The organism is Streptomyces roseirectus, from assembly GCF_014489635.1.
GTDB classification, from domain to species: Bacteria; Actinomycetota; Actinomycetes; order Streptomycetales; family Streptomycetaceae; genus Streptomyces; species Streptomyces roseirectus.
Genome location: NZ_CP060828.1, coordinates 3,415,453 through 3,433,370, shown reverse-complemented (window position 1 = coordinate 3,433,370; position 17,918 = coordinate 3,415,453). Strand labels below are relative to the sequence as shown.

Below are 17,918 nucleotides of genomic sequence, written 5' to 3'. Positions count from 1 at the left end.
CGGTTGCCGTCCAGGGGCGCATCAAGGGTCTCATGGCGAAGCGTGCACAGGGGTACGGTCCCAGTCCTGCGGCAGGACCGGGACTTTCCAGGACGGATCCGGACGCCACGCCTCCCAGCCGTCCGGGAACGGCGGGCCCCAGGCACGGATCACCTCCACCGCCGCCCGCCCCGCCGCGCGCACCCGCTCGGCCGCCTCGGCGTCCATCAGCCCGGCCCGCTGTGCCTGTGCGAACTCGTCCTCATCACGCCAGTCCCAACTCCGGTCCGGATACACGCAGATGTCCAGGAAATGATCCTCGGAGTCCACCCCGCCCGCCCAGCGGGCCAGCGGCTCCTCCAGATTGACGTACCAGTTGTTGAACTGCCAGCCCGGTTCCCAGAACAGCCACACCGACCACGGCAGACCGGGCCGCGCCAGTTTCAGCACGCCCGTCCCGAACCAGTGGCCCCGCTGGACGGCGCGCGGTTTCGTGTACCGCGTCTCCAGCGGCTCCTGGTGGACCGGCGTGCCGTCCGCCATGACCGGCTTCACGCACTCCGTGCCCGGCGCGAGCCACACGGCGAGGAGGTCGGCGTCGTCGCGGACGACGGTGACGGGGCGGGCGATGTGGATGCCGGAGCCGCCGTTCTCCCGGTAACGCCACAGGATCCGGCTGCCCGGCGCCCAGCGGGCGACCGGGGAGCCGTCCGCCGCCGAACCGTCCACGCCGCTCACCGCTCCATCGTCTGTCATGACCAGATATTAGGTGCCCAGGCCATCGAGCGCTGGGGCTTCCGTCAGGGTTCTCGCGATCTTAAAGTCGCGTCGGCGCTGGTTACGGACGTGTCATCCGCAGGACATCCAGCGCCTCGTCGAGCTGCTGCACCGTCAGATCGCCCCGCTCCACGTACCCGTCCTCGACGACGACCTGCCGGATCGTCTTCCGCTCGGCGAGGGCCTTCTTGGCGACCTTCGCGGCCTCCTCGTACCCGATGTACTGGTTGAGCGGCGTCACCACCGACGGCGACGACTCGGCGTACTCACGGGCGCGTTCGCGGTGCGCGACGACGCCGTCCACCGTGCGGTCGGCGAGCAGCCGGGAGACGTTCGCGAGGAGGCGGATCGACTCCAGGACGTTCTTCGCGATCACCGGGAGCATCACGTTCAGCTCGAAGTTGCCCGCCGCGCCGGCCGCCGCGACCGTCGCGTCATTGCCCGTGACCTGCGCCGCGACCATCAGCACCGCCTCCGGGATCACCGGGTTGACCTTGCCCGGCATGATCGAGGAGCCCGGCTGGAGGTCGGGCAGGGAGATCTCCGCGAGACCCGTGCGCGGGCCTGACGACATCCAGCGCAGATCGTTGGCGATCTTCGTGAGGCCCACCGCGATCGTGCGCAACTGACCGCTCGTCTCGACGACGCCGTCCCGCGCGCCCTGCGCCTCGAAGTGGTCGCGGGCCTCCGTCAGCGGGAGGCCGGTGGCGCGGGCGACCTCCTCGATCACCGCCGCCGAGAAGCCGGGCGGGGTGTTGATGCCGGTGCCCACCGCCGTGCCGCCGAGGGGGAGTTCGGCGAGCCGGGGGAGCGAGGCGGTGAGCCGTTCCACGCCGTACCTCACCTGTGCGGCGTACCCACCGAACTCCTGTCCCAGCGTGACGGGGGTCGCGTCCATCAGGTGCGTGCGCCCCGACTTCACGACGTCCGCGAACTCCTCGGACTTGCGGGCCAGCGACGCCGCGAGGTGTTCCAGGGCCGGGATCAGGTCACGCGTGACGGCGGCGGTGGCGGCGATGTGGATCGACGACGGGAAGACGTCGTTCGACGACTGGGACGCGTTCACATGGTCGTTGGGGTGGACGGCCCGGCCCAGGCGCTCGCTCGCCAGCGTCGCGATGACCTCGTTCGCGTTCATGTTGGACGATGTGCCCGAGCCCGTCTGGAACACGTCCACCGGGAAGTGGTCGTCCCACTTGCCCTCCGCGACCTCCTCCGCCGCCGCCTGGATCGCCTCCGCGATCTCCGCGTCCAGCACCTTCAGCTCGGCGTTCACCTTCGCCGCCGCGCCCTTGATCCGGGCCAGCGCCTCGATGTGCGCGCGCTCGATGCGCTGCCCGGACACCGGGAAGTTCTCGACCGCGCGCTGCGTCTGGGCCCGCCACTTCGCGTGCGCCGGGACCTTTACCTCGCCCATGGAATCGTGCTCGATGCGGTAGTCGCTCATGCCCGGTACAGCGAACGGGATCGCTCACTTGTTCCTCGGACGGGCCGGGTTCACCCGATCCGGTGAACTGGCGTTCGACGAGCCGCGCGGCCCCGGACGCGGTCAGGCCGTCTTCAGCGCCCGCGCCATCTCCGCGAGACGGTCGAAGGAGGCGGTGCCGGCGACGACCGTGGTGGAGCCGTCGGCGCCGTTGAGGACGAGGGCGTTGTAGCGGCCGCCGGTCCAGCGGGTCCACTTGGCGCCGGCGATCTCGTCGGTGACGTCCGTCGCGCTCGACCCCTGGCTCGCGTCGTCCACGAACTTGGCGCGCTCCTTCGCGGCGGACTGCTCGACCTGGACGTACTGCCCGTCGGGCGTGCGGAAGCCGAGGTGCCAGGCGTCGAAGTCGTCGCCCCGGTAGCGCACGGACGTCGCCTTCCAGGTGTCCGGGAGCCCCACCGGCGCGGAGATCGGGTACGACGCCGCGCGGCGGGCCGTCGCCAGTTCGACCGTGTAGTCGACGCGCTTGATGTCGGGCTCCTTGTCGTCGTGCGGGACGAAGACGTAGATGACCAGCGCCGCCAACACGATGAGGCCCAGGGAGAGGATCATGTCCCGGGCCGACTTCTGCTTGCCGTTCGAACCTGCCACGCCCCCTATCGTCGCAGGTGCCCCGGCCGCTCATCCGTGGGGTCCCCTGCTCATTTTTTCGTACTGGAGTTAAAGTCGGGAGTCAGAACCCCGCCCCGGCCGTCGTCGTATCGGTCAGAAAGGTGCATCCCGTGTCCGAGCACCATCACTTGCCGTCCGAACTCGATGTCCCCTCCGAGGCCCCCGACCGCAACCTCGCCCTCGAACTCGTCCGGGTGACCGAGGCCGCCGCGATGGCCGCCGGACGCTGGGTCGGGCGCGGCGACAAGAACGGCGCCGACGGCGCGGCCGTGCGCGCGATGCGGACGCTCGTGTCGACCGTCTCGATGAACGGCGTCGTCGTCATCGGCGAGGGTGAGAAGGACGAGGCGCCGATGCTGTTCAACGGGGAGCGCGTCGGCGACGGGACGGGGCCCGAGGTCGACATCGCCGTCGACCCGATCGACGGGACGACGCTCACCGCGAAGGGCATGCCCAACGCGATCGCCGTGCTGGCCGCGACCGAGCGGGGGGCGATGTTCGACCCGTCCGCCGTGTTCTACATGGACAAGCTCGTCACCGGGCCCGAGGCGGCCGAGTTCGTCGACATCAACGCGCCCGTGGACGTCAACATCCGGCGGGTCGCCAAGGCGAAGCGGGGCACGCCGGAGGACGTCACCGTCGTCATCCTCGACCGGCCCCGGCACGCCGGGATCATCAAGGAGGTCCGGCAGGCGGGCGCGCGCATCAAGCTGATCTCCGACGGGGACGTCGCCGGGTCGATCCTCGCGCTGCGCGAGGGCACCGGGATCGACCTGCTGCTCGGGGTCGGCGGGACGCCCGAGGGGATCATCTCGGCGTGCGCCGTGAAATGCCTCGGGGGTGTCATCCAGGGCAAGCTGTGGCCCAAGGACGACGAGGAGCGGCAGCGCGCGATCGACGCCGGACACGACCTCGACCGGGTGCTGACCACCGAGGACCTGGTCACCGGCGAGAACGTCTTCTTCGTCGCGACCGGCATCACCGACGGCGAGCTGCTGCGGGGCGTGCGCTACCGCTCGGAGACCGCGACGACCGACTCCATCGTCATGCGCTCCAAGTCGGGCACCGTCCGCCGGATCGACTCCGAACACCGCCTGAGCAAGCTGCGGGCGTACAGCGCGGTCGACTTCGACCGGGCGAAGTAGAGCGGGACGGGGCGGCGGACGGGGTTGAGGGGCAGCGCCCGTGAGGTGTGCGGGCGGCGTGGGCAACGCGTCCGCGTGAGGTACGGGCGGCGCGGGCGGTGCTCACCGGTCAGCCGGCGTCTGCGAGATGTGCGGGCGGCGCCCAGCGGTCAGCCGGCGGCCGCGTGATGTACGCGCGCGTCCGTTGCGGGCAGCGTGCGGGGCGGCTGGCGCCCGCGAGGCAACCGACGCCCGCGGGGCAGACGGCGTCCGGGGGTGGCCGGCGCGTGCGTGGGGCAGTCGGCGTCCGGGGGTGGCCGGCGCGTGCGTGGGGCAGTCGGCGTCCGGGGGTGGCCGGCGCGTGCGTGGGGCAGTCGGCGTCCGGGGGTAGCCGGCGCGTCCGCAGGGCAGGCGGCGTCCGCGGCCCGGTCGCGTTCGCGAGACAGAGGGCGTTCCCCCTCGGGAACGCCCTCTCTGTGTGCCGGGGTCGCCTCAGCCCGCCTGGGCGACCCGGGTGTTCGTCGCCCTCGCCGCCTTCTTCAGCTCCAGCTCCCTGCGGCGCCTGCGCGCCAGCACGACGCGGCGCTCGGCCGCCGTGAGGCCGCCCCAGACGCCGTACGGCTCCGGCTGGAGCAGGGCGTGCTCACGGCACTGGACCATGACCGGACAGCGGGCGCAGACGCGTTTGGCGGCCTCCTCGCGGGAGAGGCGGGCCGCGGTGGGCTCCTTGGAGGGGGCGAAGAACAGTCCGGCCTCGTCGCGACGGCACACCGCCTCGGTGTGCCACGGGGCGTCTTGATCCCTGTCCCGCACTGGCACCCGCTGGGCCGGAACGGCAGCTACCAGGGACGAATGCGGCGGTTGCAGCACGGTCTACTCCTGACGACGGCTACGCGAGCGAGAGACGATTGCGAGAGACGATGCAGCAAGCCCTACCCGCTGTACGCGCACCTATGCACTGAGTTCCCGACAGTGGCTCTCAGGCCCCTTCACGAGCGTCAACGGTCCAGATGCTTGCGCGAACTCCGGTCGACCTTGCGCTGAACGCGATCGAGAATGTCCGCGACGACGCGCCCGCGCCGGGGCCGCCCCTCGACGCTCCCCAGCACCGCCCAGCCGTCGAGGTACACCACGGGCGCGTTCGGGTCGCCCGAGTCCATCGTGTCGACCTCGAAGCTGCCCAGGATGCCGCCGCCGGTGCCCCGCAGCGAGATGTTCTCCGGGACGCGGACCTCGACGCTGCCGAGGATCGCGTACGTCTTGACGACGACCTGCTGGTACTCGAACAGGGCCTCGCTGAGGTCGATCTCGACGCTCCCGAAGATCGCGTACGCGTGGATCCGCCGCCCCGCCCGCCAGCGCCCGCGCCGCGTCGCGCTGCTGAAGACGGCGACGATGTTCTCGTCCGGGTCGGCCGGGAGCGCGGCGTCCGCCGGGCGGAGCGGGGCCGTCGTCGCGCGCGGCGTGTGGGCGACGGGGAGGTCCTTGACGAACACCTCCAGCTCGCCGACCGTCTTCGCGGCGAGGACGCCCTCGACGCGCTCGGCGTGCTCCTCGGCCGTGAGGCGGCCCTCGGCCAGGGCGTCCCTGAGGATGTCGGCGACGCGGTCCCGGTCGGCGTCCGAGGCGCGCAGGTCGGTCTGTTTCTGAAGGTCCACACCGGCAGCGTACCCAAACACGATAGATCGCGATACCCCTCCGGGATTTTCAATATCATCGAACTAAGCCTTGCCTCACCAGGGTGTTGTCAGCGGCAGGTTCTACGCTGGACAACGCTTGCCAATGGAGGCCGGCCGCTGACCCGTCAAGTGAGGAATGGGCTCGATGCCTGAGTTCGCGTACACCGATCTGCTGCCCCTGGGAGAGGACACCACGCCCTACCGGCTGGTGACCTCCGAAGGCGTCTCCACCGTCGAGGGGCCGGACGGGCGGACGTTCCTCCAGGTCGAGCCGGAGGCCCTGCGCAAGCTCGCCGAAGAGGCGATCCACGACATCCAGCACTACCTGCGCCCCGCGCACCTCGCGCAGCTGCGCCGGATCGTCGACGACCCGGAGGCGTCCTCCAACGACAAGTTCGTCGCCCTGGACCTGCTGAAGAACGCGAACATCGCGGCCGCGGGCGTGCTGCCGATGTGCCAGGACACGGGCACGGCGATCGTCATGGGCAAGCGCGGACAGAACGTCCTCACGCGCGGGCGCGACGAGGAGGCGCTGAGCCGCGGCATCTACGACGCCTACCTCAACCTCAACCTGCGCTACTCCCAGATGGCCCCGCTGACCATGTGGGAGGAGAAGAACACCGGCTCCAACCTCCCCGCGCAGATCGAGCTGTACGCGACCGACGGCGGCGCCTACAAGTTCCTCTTCATGGCCAAGGGCGGCGGCTCCGCCAACAAGTCGTTCCTCTACCAGGAGACGAAGGCCGTCCTGAACGAGGCCTCCATGATGAAGTTCCTGGAGGAGAAGATCCGTTCGCTGGGGACGGCCGCCTGCCCGCCGTACCACCTCGCGATCGTCGTCGGCGGGACGTCCGCCGAGTACGCCCTGAAGACCGCGAAGTACGCGTCCGCGCACTACCTCGACGAGGCCCCCACCGAGGGCTCCGCGCTCGGGCACGGCTTCCGGGACAAGGAGCTGGAGGAGAAGGTCTTCGAGCTGACCCAGAAGATCGGCATCGGCGCCCAGTTCGGCGGCAAGTACTTCTGCCACGACGTCCGCGTCATCCGCCTGCCCCGGCACGGCGCCTCCTGCCCCGTCGCCATCGCCGTCTCCTGCTCCGCCGACCGCCAGGCCGTCGCGAAGATCACCGCGGAGGGCGTGTACCTGGAGCAACTGGAGACCGACCCGGCGCGGTTCCTGCCGGAGACGACGGACGAGCACCTGGACGAGTCGTCGGACGTCGTGCGGATCGACCTGAACCAGCCGATGGAGACGATCCTCGCGGAGCTGACCAAGTACCCGGTCAAGACGCGCCTGTCCCTCACCGGCCCGCTGGTCGTCGCGCGCGACATCGCCCACGCGAAGATCAAGGAACGGCTCGACGCGGGCGAGGAGATGCCGCAGTACCTCAAGGACCACCCGGTCTACTACGCGGGCCCCGCGAAGACCCCCGAGGGCTACGCCTCCGGCTCCTTCGGCCCCACCACGGCCGGGCGTATGGACTCCTACGTCGAACAGTTCCAGGCCGCCGGCGGCTCCAAGGTCATGCTCGCCAAGGGCAACCGCAGCAAGCAGGTCACCGACGCCTGCGACACCCACGGCGGCTTCTACCTCGGCTCCATCGGCGGCCCCGCCGCCCGCCTCGCCCAGGACTGCATCAAGAAGGTCGAGGTCGTCGAGTACGAAGAACTCGGCATGGAAGCCGTCTGGAAGATCGAGGTCGAGGACTTCCCCGCCTTCATCGTCGTCGACGACAAGGGCAACGACTTCTTCCAGGACCCGGCGCCCGCCCCCACGTTCACGACGATCCCGGTCCGGGGCCCCGGCCTCGGCTGACCGGACACGAAAGAGCCCCGGACGGTTCCGGGGCTCTTCCGCGTGCCGGTGAGGCGGGGGTGTCGCTCAGACCGTCGTGACGACGTCCTCGTAGGCCAGGCGCGGGGAACGCGGGTAGGAGGCGTTCTCGGCGGGCTTGCCGATGTTGACGACCATCAGGGGGGTGTGGTCGTCGTCGAGGAACTCCTTGCGGACGCCCTCGAAGTCGACGCCGGTCATCGGGCCGGCGGCGAGGCCGGCCGCGCGGATGCCGATGATGAAGTAGGCGGCCTGGAGGGCGGCGTTGACCTTGGCGGAGCCCTCGCGGGCCGGGCGCTCGGCGAAGAAGAGGTCCTTGGCCTGGGGGAACGCCGGGAACAGGGCGGGCAGTTCCTCGTGGAACTCGTTGTCCGCGGAGAGGATCGCGACCAGCGGGGCGGCGGCCGTCTTGGCCTGGTTGCCCTCGGACAGGTGCTTCACCAGACGCTCCCGCGCCTCCGCCGAGCGGACCAGGGTGATGCGCAGCGGCGTCTGGTTGAACGCCGTCGGGCCGAACTTGACCAGGTCGTAGATCGCCTGGACCTGCTCGTCGGTCACCTGCTCGTCCGTGAAGGCGTTCGCGGTGTGGGCCTCACGGAACAGCAGGTCCTGGGCGGTGGGGTCGAGAACGAGAGACATGCGTGGTTTTCCTTACGTGCACGTCCGGATCCGGGACGCCGGACCGGTTGACGGGTACGACGGTACGCCATACATGTTCAACGTTCAACCAATCGCCTGTGAGGTGCCTCAGATCACCCGGCGGATCACACGGCAGATCGCTCGGTAGATCACTCGGCGTCCTCCCCGTCCTCCTCCGCCAGCGCCGCGTCCAGGCGCGCCCGCGCGCCCTCCAGCCAGCGCCGGCACACCTTCGCCAGCTCCTCGCCGCGCTCCCACAGCGCCAGGGACTCCTCCAGCGTCGTCCCGCCCGCCTCCAGGCGGCGCACCACGTCGATCAGCTCGTCCCTCGCCTGCTCGTAGCCGAGCGTCTCGTCCTTCGTGCCGGTCATGTCCGTCATTCCTGTGCTCCCCGTTCCTCGACCCGTACCGTCAGCTCGCCCTTCGCGACCCGCGCGCGCAGGGTCTCACCCGCCGTCGCCTCGCCCGGACCGCGCACCACATGGCCGTCCGCCCGCTGGAGGACCGCGTACCCGCGCTGGAGGGTCGCGGCGGGGGAGAGGGCCACCACGCGCGCGTGCGTGTGGGACAGCTCCGAGTCGGCGCGGTCCAGGAGGTGGCCCAGCGTGCGCCGGGAACGCTCCAGGAGCGCGGCCACATGGTCCTCGCGCTCGTCCACCATCCGGTGCGGATCCTGTATCGCCGGCCGCGCGAGCGCGTGCGCCAGCCCCCGCTCCTCCCGGTCCACGAAGCCCTCCACACAGCGCCGGGCCCGGCCGCGCAGCATCCGCACGCGCTCCAGCTCCTCACCGACGTCCGGCACGACCTTCTTCGCGGCGTCCGTCGGCGTCGAGGCGCGCAGGTCCGCGACGTGGTCCAGGAGAGGGTTGTCCGGCTCGTGGCCGATCGCCGAGACGACCGGGGTGCGGCAGGCCGCGACCGTACGCACGAGCTGTTCGTCCGAGAACGGGAGCAGGTCCTCCACGCTGCCGCCGCCCCGGGCCACGACGATGACGTCCACCTCGTCCATCGCGTCCAGCTCCTTGACGGCCTGCACGACCTGCGTCACCGCGTGCACGCCCTGCACCGCGACGTTGCGCACCTCGAACCGGACGGCCGGCCACCGGTGCCGGGCGTTCTCCAGGACGTCCCGCTCCGCCGCCGACGCGCGCCCGCACACCAGCCCGATCAGCTGCGGCAGGAACGGCAGCCGCTTCTTGCGCTCCGGCGCGAACAGGCCCTCGCCCGCCAGCGCCTTCTTCAGCCGCTCCAGCCGGACGAGGAGTTCCCCCACGCCCACCGGACGGATCTCCACGGCCCGCAACGACAGCTGGCCCCGGGGCGCGTACCACTCCGGCTTCGCGTGGACGACGACCCGGGCACCCTCCCCGACGACATCGGCGACGGCGTCGAACACCTGCCGGTAGCACGTGACACCCACGGAGATGTCGTGCGAGGCGTCCCGCAGCGTCAGGAAGACGACCCCCGCGCCGGGCCGCCGCGACAACTGCGTGATCTGCCCCTCGACCCACACCGCGCCCAGCCGGTCGATCCAGCCCCCGATGAGCCGCGACACCTCCCCGACGGGCAGGGGAGCCTCTGCGGACGTGTTCACAGCCATGCCGTCGAGAGTATCGGCCGCCACTGACAACGAGGGGCGCCGCGACGGTGCCGTACCGACGGTCCGGAGGCGGCTCGACGTCCCGGAGGCGGCCGTCACGAAACCTCCACGCACGACCTCCACCCACGCGCGCGGGCGCGTCTTCGGCCCCGCGCGCACCCGTACGATGGGACACATGACCGCTTCGCCGCGCCGCCGTGTCCTGCTCGCCGCCCCCCGGGGCTACTGCGCGGGTGTGGACCGCGCCGTGATCGCCGTCGAGAAGGCCCTGGAGCAGTACGGGGCCCCGATCTACGTCCGGCACGAGATCGTCCACAACAAGTACGTCGTCCAGACCCTGGAGAAGAAGGGCGCGATCTTCGTCGAGCGGACGGAGGAGGTGCCGCCCGGGAACATCGTGATGTTCTCGGCGCACGGCGTCGCCCCCGTCGTCCACGAGGAAGCCGCGCGCGGGCGCCTGGCCACGATCGACGCGACCTGCCCCCTGGTGACGAAGGTCCACAAGGAGGCCGTCCGGTTCGCGAACGAGGACTACGACATCCTCCTCATCGGGCACGAGGGCCACGAGGAGGTCATCGGCACCTCCGGCGAGGCCCCGGACCACATCCAGCTCGTCGACGGCCCCAAGGACGTCGAGAAGATCACCGTCCGCGACGAGTCGAAGATCGTCTGGCTGTCCCAGACGACGCTGTCCGTCGACGAGACGATGGAGACCGTCGACGCGCTCAAGGAGAAGTTCCCGCAGCTCATCTCGCCGCCCAGCGACGACATCTGCTACGCCACGCAGAACCGTCAGCTCGCGGTCAAGCAGATGGGCGCCGAGGCCGAGCTGGTGGTCGTCGTCGGCTCGCGCAACTCCTCCAACTCCGTCCGGCTCGTCGAGGTCGCCAAGCTCGCGGGCGCGCGTGCGGCGCACCTCGTGGACTTCGCGAGCGAGATCGACGAGGCGTGGCTGGAGGGCGTGACGACGGTCGGCGTGACGTCCGGCGCGTCCGTGCCGGAGGTCCTGGTCGAGGAGGTCCTGGAATGGCTCTCCGCGCGCGGGTACGGCGACGTCGAACTGGTCAAGGCCGCCGAGGAGTCGATCACGTTCTCGCTGCCGAAGGAGCTGCGGCGGGATCTGCGCGAGGAGGCGGCGACGCTGGTCGCGCAGCGCGGCGGGAGCGGGCCGGAAGCGGCCTGAACCCGTCTTGACGGGCCCGGGGCGGGTCTGAGGCGGCCCCGGGGCGCTTCAGGGCGGCCTCGGGCAGGTGACTGTCAGTGGGCCGTCGTACCGTGGGGCCATGCAGATCTTCGGCGTGGACATCGGCGGATCCGGGATCAAGGGCGCCCCGGTGGACCTGGACATGGGCGACCTGGCGGCGCAGCGGCACAAAGTGCTCACACCGCACCCGGCGACACCCGACGCGGTGGCCGACGGCGTGAAACAGGTCGTCGACCACTTCGGCTGGACCGGCCCCGTGGGGCTCACGTTCCCGGGCGTGGTCACCGGCGGCTCCACCGTGCGCACGGCGGCCAACGTCGACAAGAGCTGGATCGACACCGACGCGCGTGCGCTGTTCACCGAACGCCTCGGCGGGCTCCCCGTGACGGTCGTCAACGACGCGGACGCGGCGGGCGTCGCCGAGGTCGCCTTCGGCGCCGGGCGCGGGCGCAAGGGGACGGTCATCCTGCTGACGTTCGGCACCGGCATCGGCAGCGCCCTGTTCAGCGACGGCGTGCTCGTGCCCAACACCGAGCTGGGCCACCTCGAACTGCACGGCCACGACGCGGAGACGCGCGCCTCCAGCAAGGCCAGGGAGGACGGCGAGCTCTCCTGGGAGCACTGGGCCCACCGGGTCACCAAGTACCTCGCGCACGTCGAGATGCTGTTCTCGCCGGAGCTGTTCATCATCGGCGGCGGGGTCAGCCGCAAGGCGCAGAAGTTCCTGCCGTACGTCCAGGGCATCAAGGCCGAGATCGTGCCCGCGCAGCTCCAGAACAACGCGGGGATCGTGGGAGCGGCTATGCGCGCCCGCGGCTGAGCGAGGCCGGCCACCAGCGGCGGGCGGCGGCCACCAGCAGCGCGGCGAGCGTCCCGCCGTACAGCCAGCCCGCCTGCGTCGCCAGCGCCGTCACCAGCCCCATCAGGGTGCCGCCCGCGCCGCCTCCGCCGTCCGCGACGGACAGGATGCCGATGGCGAAGGCGATCGGGAGGACGACCGGGGCGGAGAGCAGGTCGCCCTTGCGGGTCCAGGACGCCGTCAGCACGCAGACGGGCAGGTAGAGGACCGCGTACGCGGTGGTCGAGTCGCCCAGGACGAGGTCGATCAGCAGGCCGAAGGTCGTCATCAGGGCGGTGCTGAGGAGGGCGCAGCCCAGGCCGGTGAGGCGGGGGGTGGGGTAGCGGTCGGTCGGGCGCGGGGGGGTTGGGCGGGGTGGGGTGCGGCGTTGGCGTGGGGGGTGCGTGGGGGGTGCTTTCGGGGGTGTGGCGGTGGGGGGAGTAGGGCGGCGGGGGCGGTTCAGGTGGGGAGGCGGGGAGGGGTGGGGGGAGTTGGCGGGGTTTTGGGCGGGGGTGCGGCTGGAGGGCTCGCGGTCGTACGGGGGGTTCGGGTCGTGCCGCGGGGGGGTCGGGCGCGGGGCGCGGCGGGCGTCCGGGGCGCGGCGGGCGTCCGGGGCGGGGCGAGCGTCCAGGGTGCGGGGGATGTCCGGGTTACGGCGGTCGTCCGGGGTGCGGAGGGGCGGCTGCCTGCGGGGGGTTTTCTGGCGGGGGGCCATGCGGGCCGGGGGCTGGTCGTTGGCGGCTTCGCTCCGTACGTCCCGTACGTCCCGTACGTCGCCGCCCGATGCTTGCCGGCGGGGTGGTTCCTCCGGGGCGCGGGTCAGGCGGAGGGCGTCGAAGGTCGCCCTGGTGAAGTCGTCGCCGTCGGGGGCGTTCGCCTGTGTCCCGGCGCGTCCCGCCGAGTCGTCCCGTACACCGCTCACGCCGTCGCCTCTCGCCTGCGCTGCTTTGCCCGCGGTGCCCGAGGGCCGGGCCCGCGCGGGTTCCGGGGAGGTTCGTCCGGGACGGCCGGGTTCGGGTCGGTGCACTCGTCCAACTTAGGTCTGCTTATGTGCCGAATCGGGCGTGGGACACGCCGTGGGGGCGGGCTTGGGCATGCGTTCGAGAGGGACGGCGGGACGGGGACCCGCACGGCTTAGACTGAGGGATCGGCCGGTGGGGTTCGTACGCGTACCGGCCCCTGGCCCTCACCACTCACGGGAAGTCGCAACGTGTCGCTCACGATCGGAATCGTCGGTCTGCCGAATGTCGGCAAGTCGACCCTGTTCAACGCCCTGACCAAGAACGACGTGCTCGCGGCCAACTACCCGTTCGCCACGATCGAGCCGAACGTCGGTGTCGTGGGCGTCCCCGACCCCCGTCTCGACAAGCTCGCGGAGATCTTCGGCTCGCAGAAGATCCTCCCGGCGACCGTCGACTTCGTCGACATCGCGGGGATCGTCCGGGGGGCCTCGGAGGGCGAGGGGCTGGGCAACAAGTTCCTCGCGAACATCCGTGAGTCCGACGCGATCTGCCAGGTCATCCGGGCCTTCAAGGACGAGAACGTCGTCCACGTCGACGGCAAGGTGTCGCCCAAGGACGACATCGAGACCATCAACACCGAGCTGATCCTCGCCGACCTCCAGACCATCGAGAAGGTCCTGCCGCGCCTCCAGAAGGAGTCCCGGATCAAGAAGGACGTCGCGCCGAAGGTCGCCGCCGTCGAGGCCGCCAAGGAGATCCTGGAGCGCGGGGACACGCTGTTCTCCGAGGGCGTCGTCCAGGGCAGCGAGCGGGCCGAACTCCTCCACGACCTGCACCTCCTCACCACCAAGCCGTTCCTCTACGTCTTCAACGTCGACGAGGACGAGCTGACCGACGACGCGTTCAAGGACGAGCAGCGTGCGCTCGTCGCCCCCGCCGAGGCGATCTTCCTCAACGCGAAGCTCGAAGCGGACCTCGCGGAGCTGGACGAGGCCGACGCGCTCGAACTCCTCGAATCGGTGGGCGCGGAGGAGCCCGGCCTCGCGACCCTCGCCCGCGTCGGCTTCAACACCCTCGGCCTCCAGACCTACCTCACCGCCGGTCCCAAGGAATCCCGCGCCTGGACCATCAAGCAGGGCGCCACCGCCCCCGAAGCCGCCGGCGTCATCCACACCGACTTCCAGAAGGGCTTCATCAAAGCCGAGGTCATCTCCTTCGCCGACCTCGTCGAGACGGGGTCGGTCGCGGAGGCGCGCGCCAAGGGCAAGGCGCGGATGGAGGGCAAGGAGTACGTCATGCAGGACGGGGATGTGGTGGAGTTCCGCTTCAACGTCTGACGCTATGTCAATACCTGTGCCCGACCCTCCTGTTGGTGGGTCGGGCACAGCTGTGTGTCCGCGGTGAGTCCCCGATCCCGCGATGCGGTGACAGCGTTTGGCCGGGCGGCGTGGCAGCGACGCGGCCTCAGACCTTGACGACCTCCACGGAAGGGCCGCACAGGAGTGTCAGATCCTCGGGGTCGGAGGTGAGGACGGTGACTGGTTGGGGCGTGTTGCGGGCGATGGCGGCGAGAACGGCATCGATGGCGTACTTGTGGCCGTGAAGGCGATGGGTGCGAAGGAGGACTGCGGCCCGGTCGGTGATCTCCTTGGTGACGTCGTGGACGTCGACGCGGGAGAGGACCCACTTGATGCGGGCCGGGTGAATGCGCTCGTAGTCGGCCTCAAGCGTGGTCATGGCGCTGGTGGCGACTCGGACGCCCTCCTCCGACGCCGCCTGGACCAGGGCCACCACGGTGCGGTCCTTGCTGTAGAGCTTCGAGAGTCCTTCGCTGTCGAGCAGGAGGGTGCCGGGCATCAGGCGGCGGCCCCGCCGGCCTGCCGGTGGTCGTGGCGCAGCAGCGCCCGGGCGGCCTCGACCTCCTCGCGGGTGAGAGCTTCGTTGTCGGTCTCGAAGTCGGCGACGATCTCCCGCAGCTTGTCCATGGCGACCCTCTGTTCGAGAGCCTCGGCGACGTAGGCGGAGAAACCGCCGGGCCCGACATGGGCGCGTACGGCCTCGGCGAGATCCTCGGGCAGGCTGATCGAATACTTCCTACTACCGCTCATGGTGCCGATCCTACCGGTGGTCGTAAGTATGAGGGTGTGAATGGCTGCCCCGAGGTTCGGTTGATCAGCAGGGAGCTGCGAATGCCCGTCGAGGCCCGGTGTGGGCGGTGGAAAGATGCGGGGAGGGCCAGAGAGGGGCGGGAAGCGTGGGGCGTGGCGAGCGGGACACAGTCGCGAGGGGAACGCGACTGTACGAGGCGGCGCAGGCAGTGGTCGGTGACCATGGAAGGGCAGTGGAGGCGGTACGGGCGGCACTGAAGCCGATCCATGATGCGGCGGTGAAGCGGGAGCTCGACGCCATTCCCGTCGCCCGGCTGCAGGACGTCACCGAAGGGCGGCTGCGGCTGGGGAGCGTCGAGAAGAGCGGACTGCGCACCCTGGGCAGTGTTCTCGAAGCGGGCCCCTACCGGCTGCGGCAGATTCCCGGTGTCGGGCAGCGCACCGTCGACCAGATGCTCGCCGCCGCCCGCCGGCTCTCCGAGGCCGTGCACGAGACCGTGGCCGTCCACATCGACGTGGACCGGCCGGAACCGAGCACCACCGCGCTCGTCATGGCCCTGCATGTCCTGGTGGAGGCCGGCCCGGACGCCCGGCGTGCGGTCGACAAGGCCACCGTCCTGGCGGAACGGCTAGGTCCGCTGCTGGCCGACGCTAGGCCCGCCGCCGGAAGGGTCCGGATGCTGCTGGCCGGCCGGGAGAAGAAGGCTCGCGCGTGGGCGGCGGTCGCCGAGGTCCGGTCGCTGGTGGACGAGGCGGAGCAGGCCGGCCTGCCAGAGCTGCTCGCCCAGGCGTCGGTGGACCTGCTCCGGGGGCTCTCGTCCGACGTCGCGGCCTGGGTGGACTTCGAACTCCGCTCCGCCGAGTACTACAGCCTGCTCGCCGAGATTTCCGGGCGGCTGCCGGACGCGGCTGCCGCAGAGGGCTTTCTGCCGGACGAGATTGCGGAGCGGGTACGGACCCAGCACCTCGACGACACGCACCGGCGGGTCTCCCTGCGCGGTTACCAGTCGTTCGGCGCACGGTTCGCGCTTGCGCAGCGCAAGGTGATACTCGGCGACGAGATGGGCCTCGGGAAGACCATCCAGGCGATCGCCGTCCTCGCGCACCTGGCAGCCGAGGGGCAGAGTCACTTCATGGTCGTCTGCCCGGCGAGCGTCCTCGTGAACTGGACACGGGAGATCGAGGCCCGCAGCGCCCTGCGCGTCATGGTGCTCCATGGTCCCGACCGGCACTACGCGTTTGCCGACTGGAAAGGGCGGGGCGGCGTTGGGGTGACCACGTTCGACGCGCTGCGCGGCTTTCCGGCACCGGGCGGCGGGGAGGTCGGGCTGCTGGTCGTCGACGAAGCGCACTCCGTGAAGAACCCGAAGACCAAACGGTCTCAGTCGGTCGCCCTGTGGACGGAGCGTTGTGAGCGCAGCCTCTTCATGACCGGAACCCCGATGGAGAACCGTGTGGTGGAGTTCCGCAACTTGGTCCGGATGCTCGATGGCGACGTCGCGGACTCCCTCGGTGAACGGGACGCGCTGGCCGGATCGGTCGCCTTCCGCAAGGTGGTGGCCCCGGTCTACCTGCGGCGCAACCAGGAGGACGTGCTGACGGAACTCCCGAGCCTTCAGCAGACCGACGAGTGGGAGGAGCTGAGCGCTTCGGACGAGGAGGCGTACCGCGAAGCCGTGCGCGCGGGCAACTTCATGGCCATGCGCAGGGCCGCGTACATGCGCCCCGAGAAGTCGGCCAAACTGGACCGGCTCCGGGAGATCGTTCGGGAGGCCGGCGAGAACGGGCAGAAGACGGTGGTCTTCTCCAACTTCAAGGACGTACTGGGCGTGGTGAAGGAGGCCCTCGCGGCCGGAACCGCCAGGACCACTCCGGTGTTCGGTCCGCTGACCGGCGGCGTCCCGGCCCAGCGTCGCCAGGAGATCGTCGACGACTTCGCCGATGTCCAGGGCCCGGCGGTGCTCCTAGGGCAGATCCAGGCAGCGGGCGTCGGCCTCAACATGCAGGCCGCCTCCGTCGTCGTCATCTGCGAACCCCAGATCAAGCCGACAATCGAACATCAGGCGGTGGCCCGGGCCCACCGTATGGGCCAGGTCAGGCCGGTTCGTGTGCACCGCCTCCTCGCCACCGGAGGCGTGGACGAACGCATGGTGAAGATGCTGGAAGCCAAGACGCGCCTGTTCGATGCCTATGCCCGCCGCAGCGCCGTGGCCGAAGCCACCCCGGACGCGGTCGACGTGTCGGACACCGAGCTGGCACGTCGGATCGTCGAGGAGGAACAGGCACGTCTGGGTATGACGGACGAGAGGCTCATGTCGGCCGAGTGAGGGTGTCCTCCGGTCCGCAGCCAGTCCGCAGGACACCCGTAAACGGCCGTCGGGAGCCAACGCGTGCCAACCGGGAAATCCCAGGTCAGAGCCCTGGATGGGGCTCGGCCGCAGGTCAGGATCAGCCCTCAGACATTCCGCTTCAACGTCTGAGCACTTCCCAAAAAGGGCCGGGTTCCCCTGAATCCGGCCCTTTTCGTGTCCGCTCTCAGCTGCTTCGCGGCGGCATTAGTTTGTCGAGGTTCAGGTTGATCTCGAAGGGGACCGGGCGGGTCAGGGTGTTTCGGAAGATGCCGGCGGGGGCGTAGGCGCCGGTTGGTTTGTCGAGTTCGTAGACGTGGACGGCTGGGGTGCTGGATTCGTCTTCGATGCACCAGTGGTGCGGAATTCCGGCCTCCGCGTATTTGCGGAGTTTTACCGTGCGGTCCCTGTGGGCGGACTCGGGGGGGGGCCTCGACGACGAGCGCTCCGTCGATCAACTCGGTGTGGCGAGGCGCCTCGGGGAGGCGGTCCAGGTCCTCCGCGAACCAGCCTTCCGCGCGTGGGGAACGTCGCCGGTTCGTGTTTCGTGGTGTGGAATCGGTGTTGGTGGGGGAATTTCGGGCGCCTAGGGTCGATATAGGTGATCGGTATCGGCGGTGACGGGCGTGAGGGTGAGTTATGTCGAATAGGGGCGCGGTAATGCCGGAGTGGGAGTACGTGGAGTTGGGTGCGGACTCGTTTCGGATGGTGGGGGTGCGCATCTCGGT

17 protein-coding genes and 1 pseudogene are annotated in these 17,918 nt (G+C 70.4%); 6 read left to right on the top strand and 12 right to left on the bottom strand.

The features are described from left to right. Nucleotides 1-30 precede the first annotated feature (30 nt). From fomD to IAG44_RS14055, 3 genes are all read right to left on the bottom strand, one after another. Entirely contained in the window at nt 31-735 is a 705-nt protein-coding gene (fomD, locus tag IAG44_RS14065; protein WP_187747467.1) for a cytidylyl-2-hydroxypropylphosphonate hydrolase, read from the bottom strand. A gap of 82 nt (nt 736-817) precedes the next feature. Next, entirely contained in the window at nt 818-2,203 is a 1,386-nt protein-coding gene (locus IAG44_RS14060; RefSeq protein WP_187747466.1) for a class II fumarate hydratase, read from the bottom strand. Between the two features lie 102 nt (nt 2,204-2,305). After that, nucleotides 2,306-2,833, bottom strand: coding sequence for a DUF4245 domain-containing protein (locus tag IAG44_RS14055; protein ID WP_187747465.1), 528 nt, complete (start codon nt 2,831-2,833; stop codon nt 2,306-2,308). A 131-nt stretch (nt 2,834-2,964) separates the two neighbouring features. On the opposite strand from IAG44_RS14055, the gene glpX reads away from it, so the two are divergent. Further along, nucleotides 2,965-3,999, top strand: coding sequence for a class II fructose-bisphosphatase (glpX, locus tag IAG44_RS14050; RefSeq protein ID WP_187747464.1), 1,035 nt, complete (start codon nt 2,965-2,967; stop codon nt 3,997-3,999). Between the two features lie 471 nt (nt 4,000-4,470). On the opposite strand, the gene IAG44_RS14045 is transcribed toward glpX, so the two are convergent. After that, nucleotides 4,471-4,848, bottom strand: a complete 378-nt coding sequence (locus IAG44_RS14045) for a WhiB family transcriptional regulator (RefSeq protein WP_187747463.1) — start codon at nt 4,846-4,848, stop codon at nt 4,471-4,473. 128 nt (nt 4,849-4,976) lie between these two features. Continuing rightward, nucleotides 4,977-5,636: a DUF1707 SHOCT-like domain-containing protein gene (locus IAG44_RS14040; RefSeq protein WP_187747462.1), complete on the bottom strand. Its 660-nt coding sequence runs from the start codon at nt 5,634-5,636 to the stop codon at nt 4,977-4,979. A 166-nt stretch (nt 5,637-5,802) separates the two neighbouring features. Between IAG44_RS14040 and IAG44_RS14035 the strand changes: the two genes are divergently transcribed. Continuing rightward, a complete protein-coding gene (locus tag IAG44_RS14035) occupies nt 5,803-7,473 on the top strand; it encodes a fumarate hydratase (RefSeq protein ID WP_187747461.1) in 1,671 nt (556 codons plus the stop codon). 66 nt (nt 7,474-7,539) lie between these two features. Here IAG44_RS14035 and IAG44_RS14030 read toward each other — a convergent pair whose 3' ends face one another. The 3 genes from IAG44_RS14030 to xseA form a co-directional block, all read right to left on the bottom strand. Then, on the bottom strand, nt 7,540-8,130 hold the full coding sequence (locus tag IAG44_RS14030) for a malonic semialdehyde reductase (RefSeq protein ID WP_187747460.1): 591 nt from the start codon (nt 8,128-8,130) through the stop codon (nt 7,540-7,542). Nucleotides 8,131-8,279: 149 nt separating this feature from the next. Continuing rightward, nucleotides 8,280-8,501: an exodeoxyribonuclease VII small subunit gene (locus tag IAG44_RS14025; RefSeq protein ID WP_187747459.1), complete on the bottom strand. Its 222-nt coding sequence runs from the start codon at nt 8,499-8,501 to the stop codon at nt 8,280-8,282. 5 nt (nt 8,502-8,506) lie between these two features. After that, nucleotides 8,507-9,730, bottom strand: a complete 1,224-nt coding sequence (gene xseA / locus IAG44_RS14020; protein ID WP_187747458.1) for an exodeoxyribonuclease VII large subunit — start codon at nt 9,728-9,730, stop codon at nt 8,507-8,509. Between the two features lie 166 nt (nt 9,731-9,896). On the opposite strand from xseA, the gene IAG44_RS14015 reads away from it, so the two are divergent. Next, nucleotides 9,897-10,913 (top strand): 4-hydroxy-3-methylbut-2-enyl diphosphate reductase, encoded by a 1,017-nt coding sequence (locus IAG44_RS14015; protein ID WP_187752670.1) that lies wholly within the window; start codon nt 9,897-9,899, stop codon nt 10,911-10,913. A gap of 100 nt (nt 10,914-11,013) precedes the next feature. After that, on the top strand, nt 11,014-11,754 hold the full coding sequence (gene ppgK / locus IAG44_RS14010) for a polyphosphate--glucose phosphotransferase (protein ID WP_187747457.1): 741 nt from the start codon (nt 11,014-11,016) through the stop codon (nt 11,752-11,754). Here the strand turns inward: ppgK and IAG44_RS44535 are convergent. Then, nucleotides 11,735-12,694, bottom strand: a complete 960-nt coding sequence (locus IAG44_RS44535) for a DUF6542 domain-containing protein (RefSeq protein WP_343075733.1) — start codon at nt 12,692-12,694, stop codon at nt 11,735-11,737. The genes ppgK and IAG44_RS44535 overlap by 20 nt on opposite strands. Before the next feature lie 288 nt (nt 12,695-12,982). Here IAG44_RS44535 and ychF point away from each other — a divergent pair, with 288 nt between their 5' ends. Continuing rightward, entirely contained in the window at nt 12,983-14,071 is a 1,089-nt protein-coding gene (gene ychF / locus IAG44_RS14000; protein ID WP_187747456.1) for a redox-regulated ATPase YchF, read from the top strand. Between the two features lie 127 nt (nt 14,072-14,198). On the opposite strand, the gene IAG44_RS13995 is transcribed toward ychF, so the two are convergent. Continuing rightward, nucleotides 14,199-14,591 (bottom strand): DNA-binding protein, encoded by a 393-nt coding sequence (locus tag IAG44_RS13995; RefSeq protein ID WP_187747455.1) that lies wholly within the window; start codon nt 14,589-14,591, stop codon nt 14,199-14,201. Further along, entirely contained in the window at nt 14,591-14,842 is a 252-nt protein-coding gene (locus tag IAG44_RS13990) for a hypothetical protein (RefSeq protein WP_018845686.1), read from the bottom strand. Before IAG44_RS13990 ends, IAG44_RS13995 begins: the two co-directional genes overlap by 1 nt. Before the next feature lie 146 nt (nt 14,843-14,988). On the opposite strand from IAG44_RS13990, the gene IAG44_RS13985 reads away from it, so the two are divergent. Then, the gene (locus IAG44_RS13985; RefSeq protein WP_187747454.1) at nt 14,989-17,169 is read left to right on the top strand and encodes a DEAD/DEAH box helicase; all 2,181 of its coding nucleotides are present in this window, start codon (nt 14,989-14,991) and stop codon (nt 17,167-17,169) included. Nucleotides 17,170-17,377: 208 nt separating this feature from the next. Here IAG44_RS13985 and IAG44_RS13980 read toward each other — a convergent pair. Then, a pseudogene (locus tag IAG44_RS13980) lies at nt 17,378-17,684 on the bottom strand (Uma2 family endonuclease). Nucleotides 17,685-17,918: the final 234 nt, after the last annotated feature.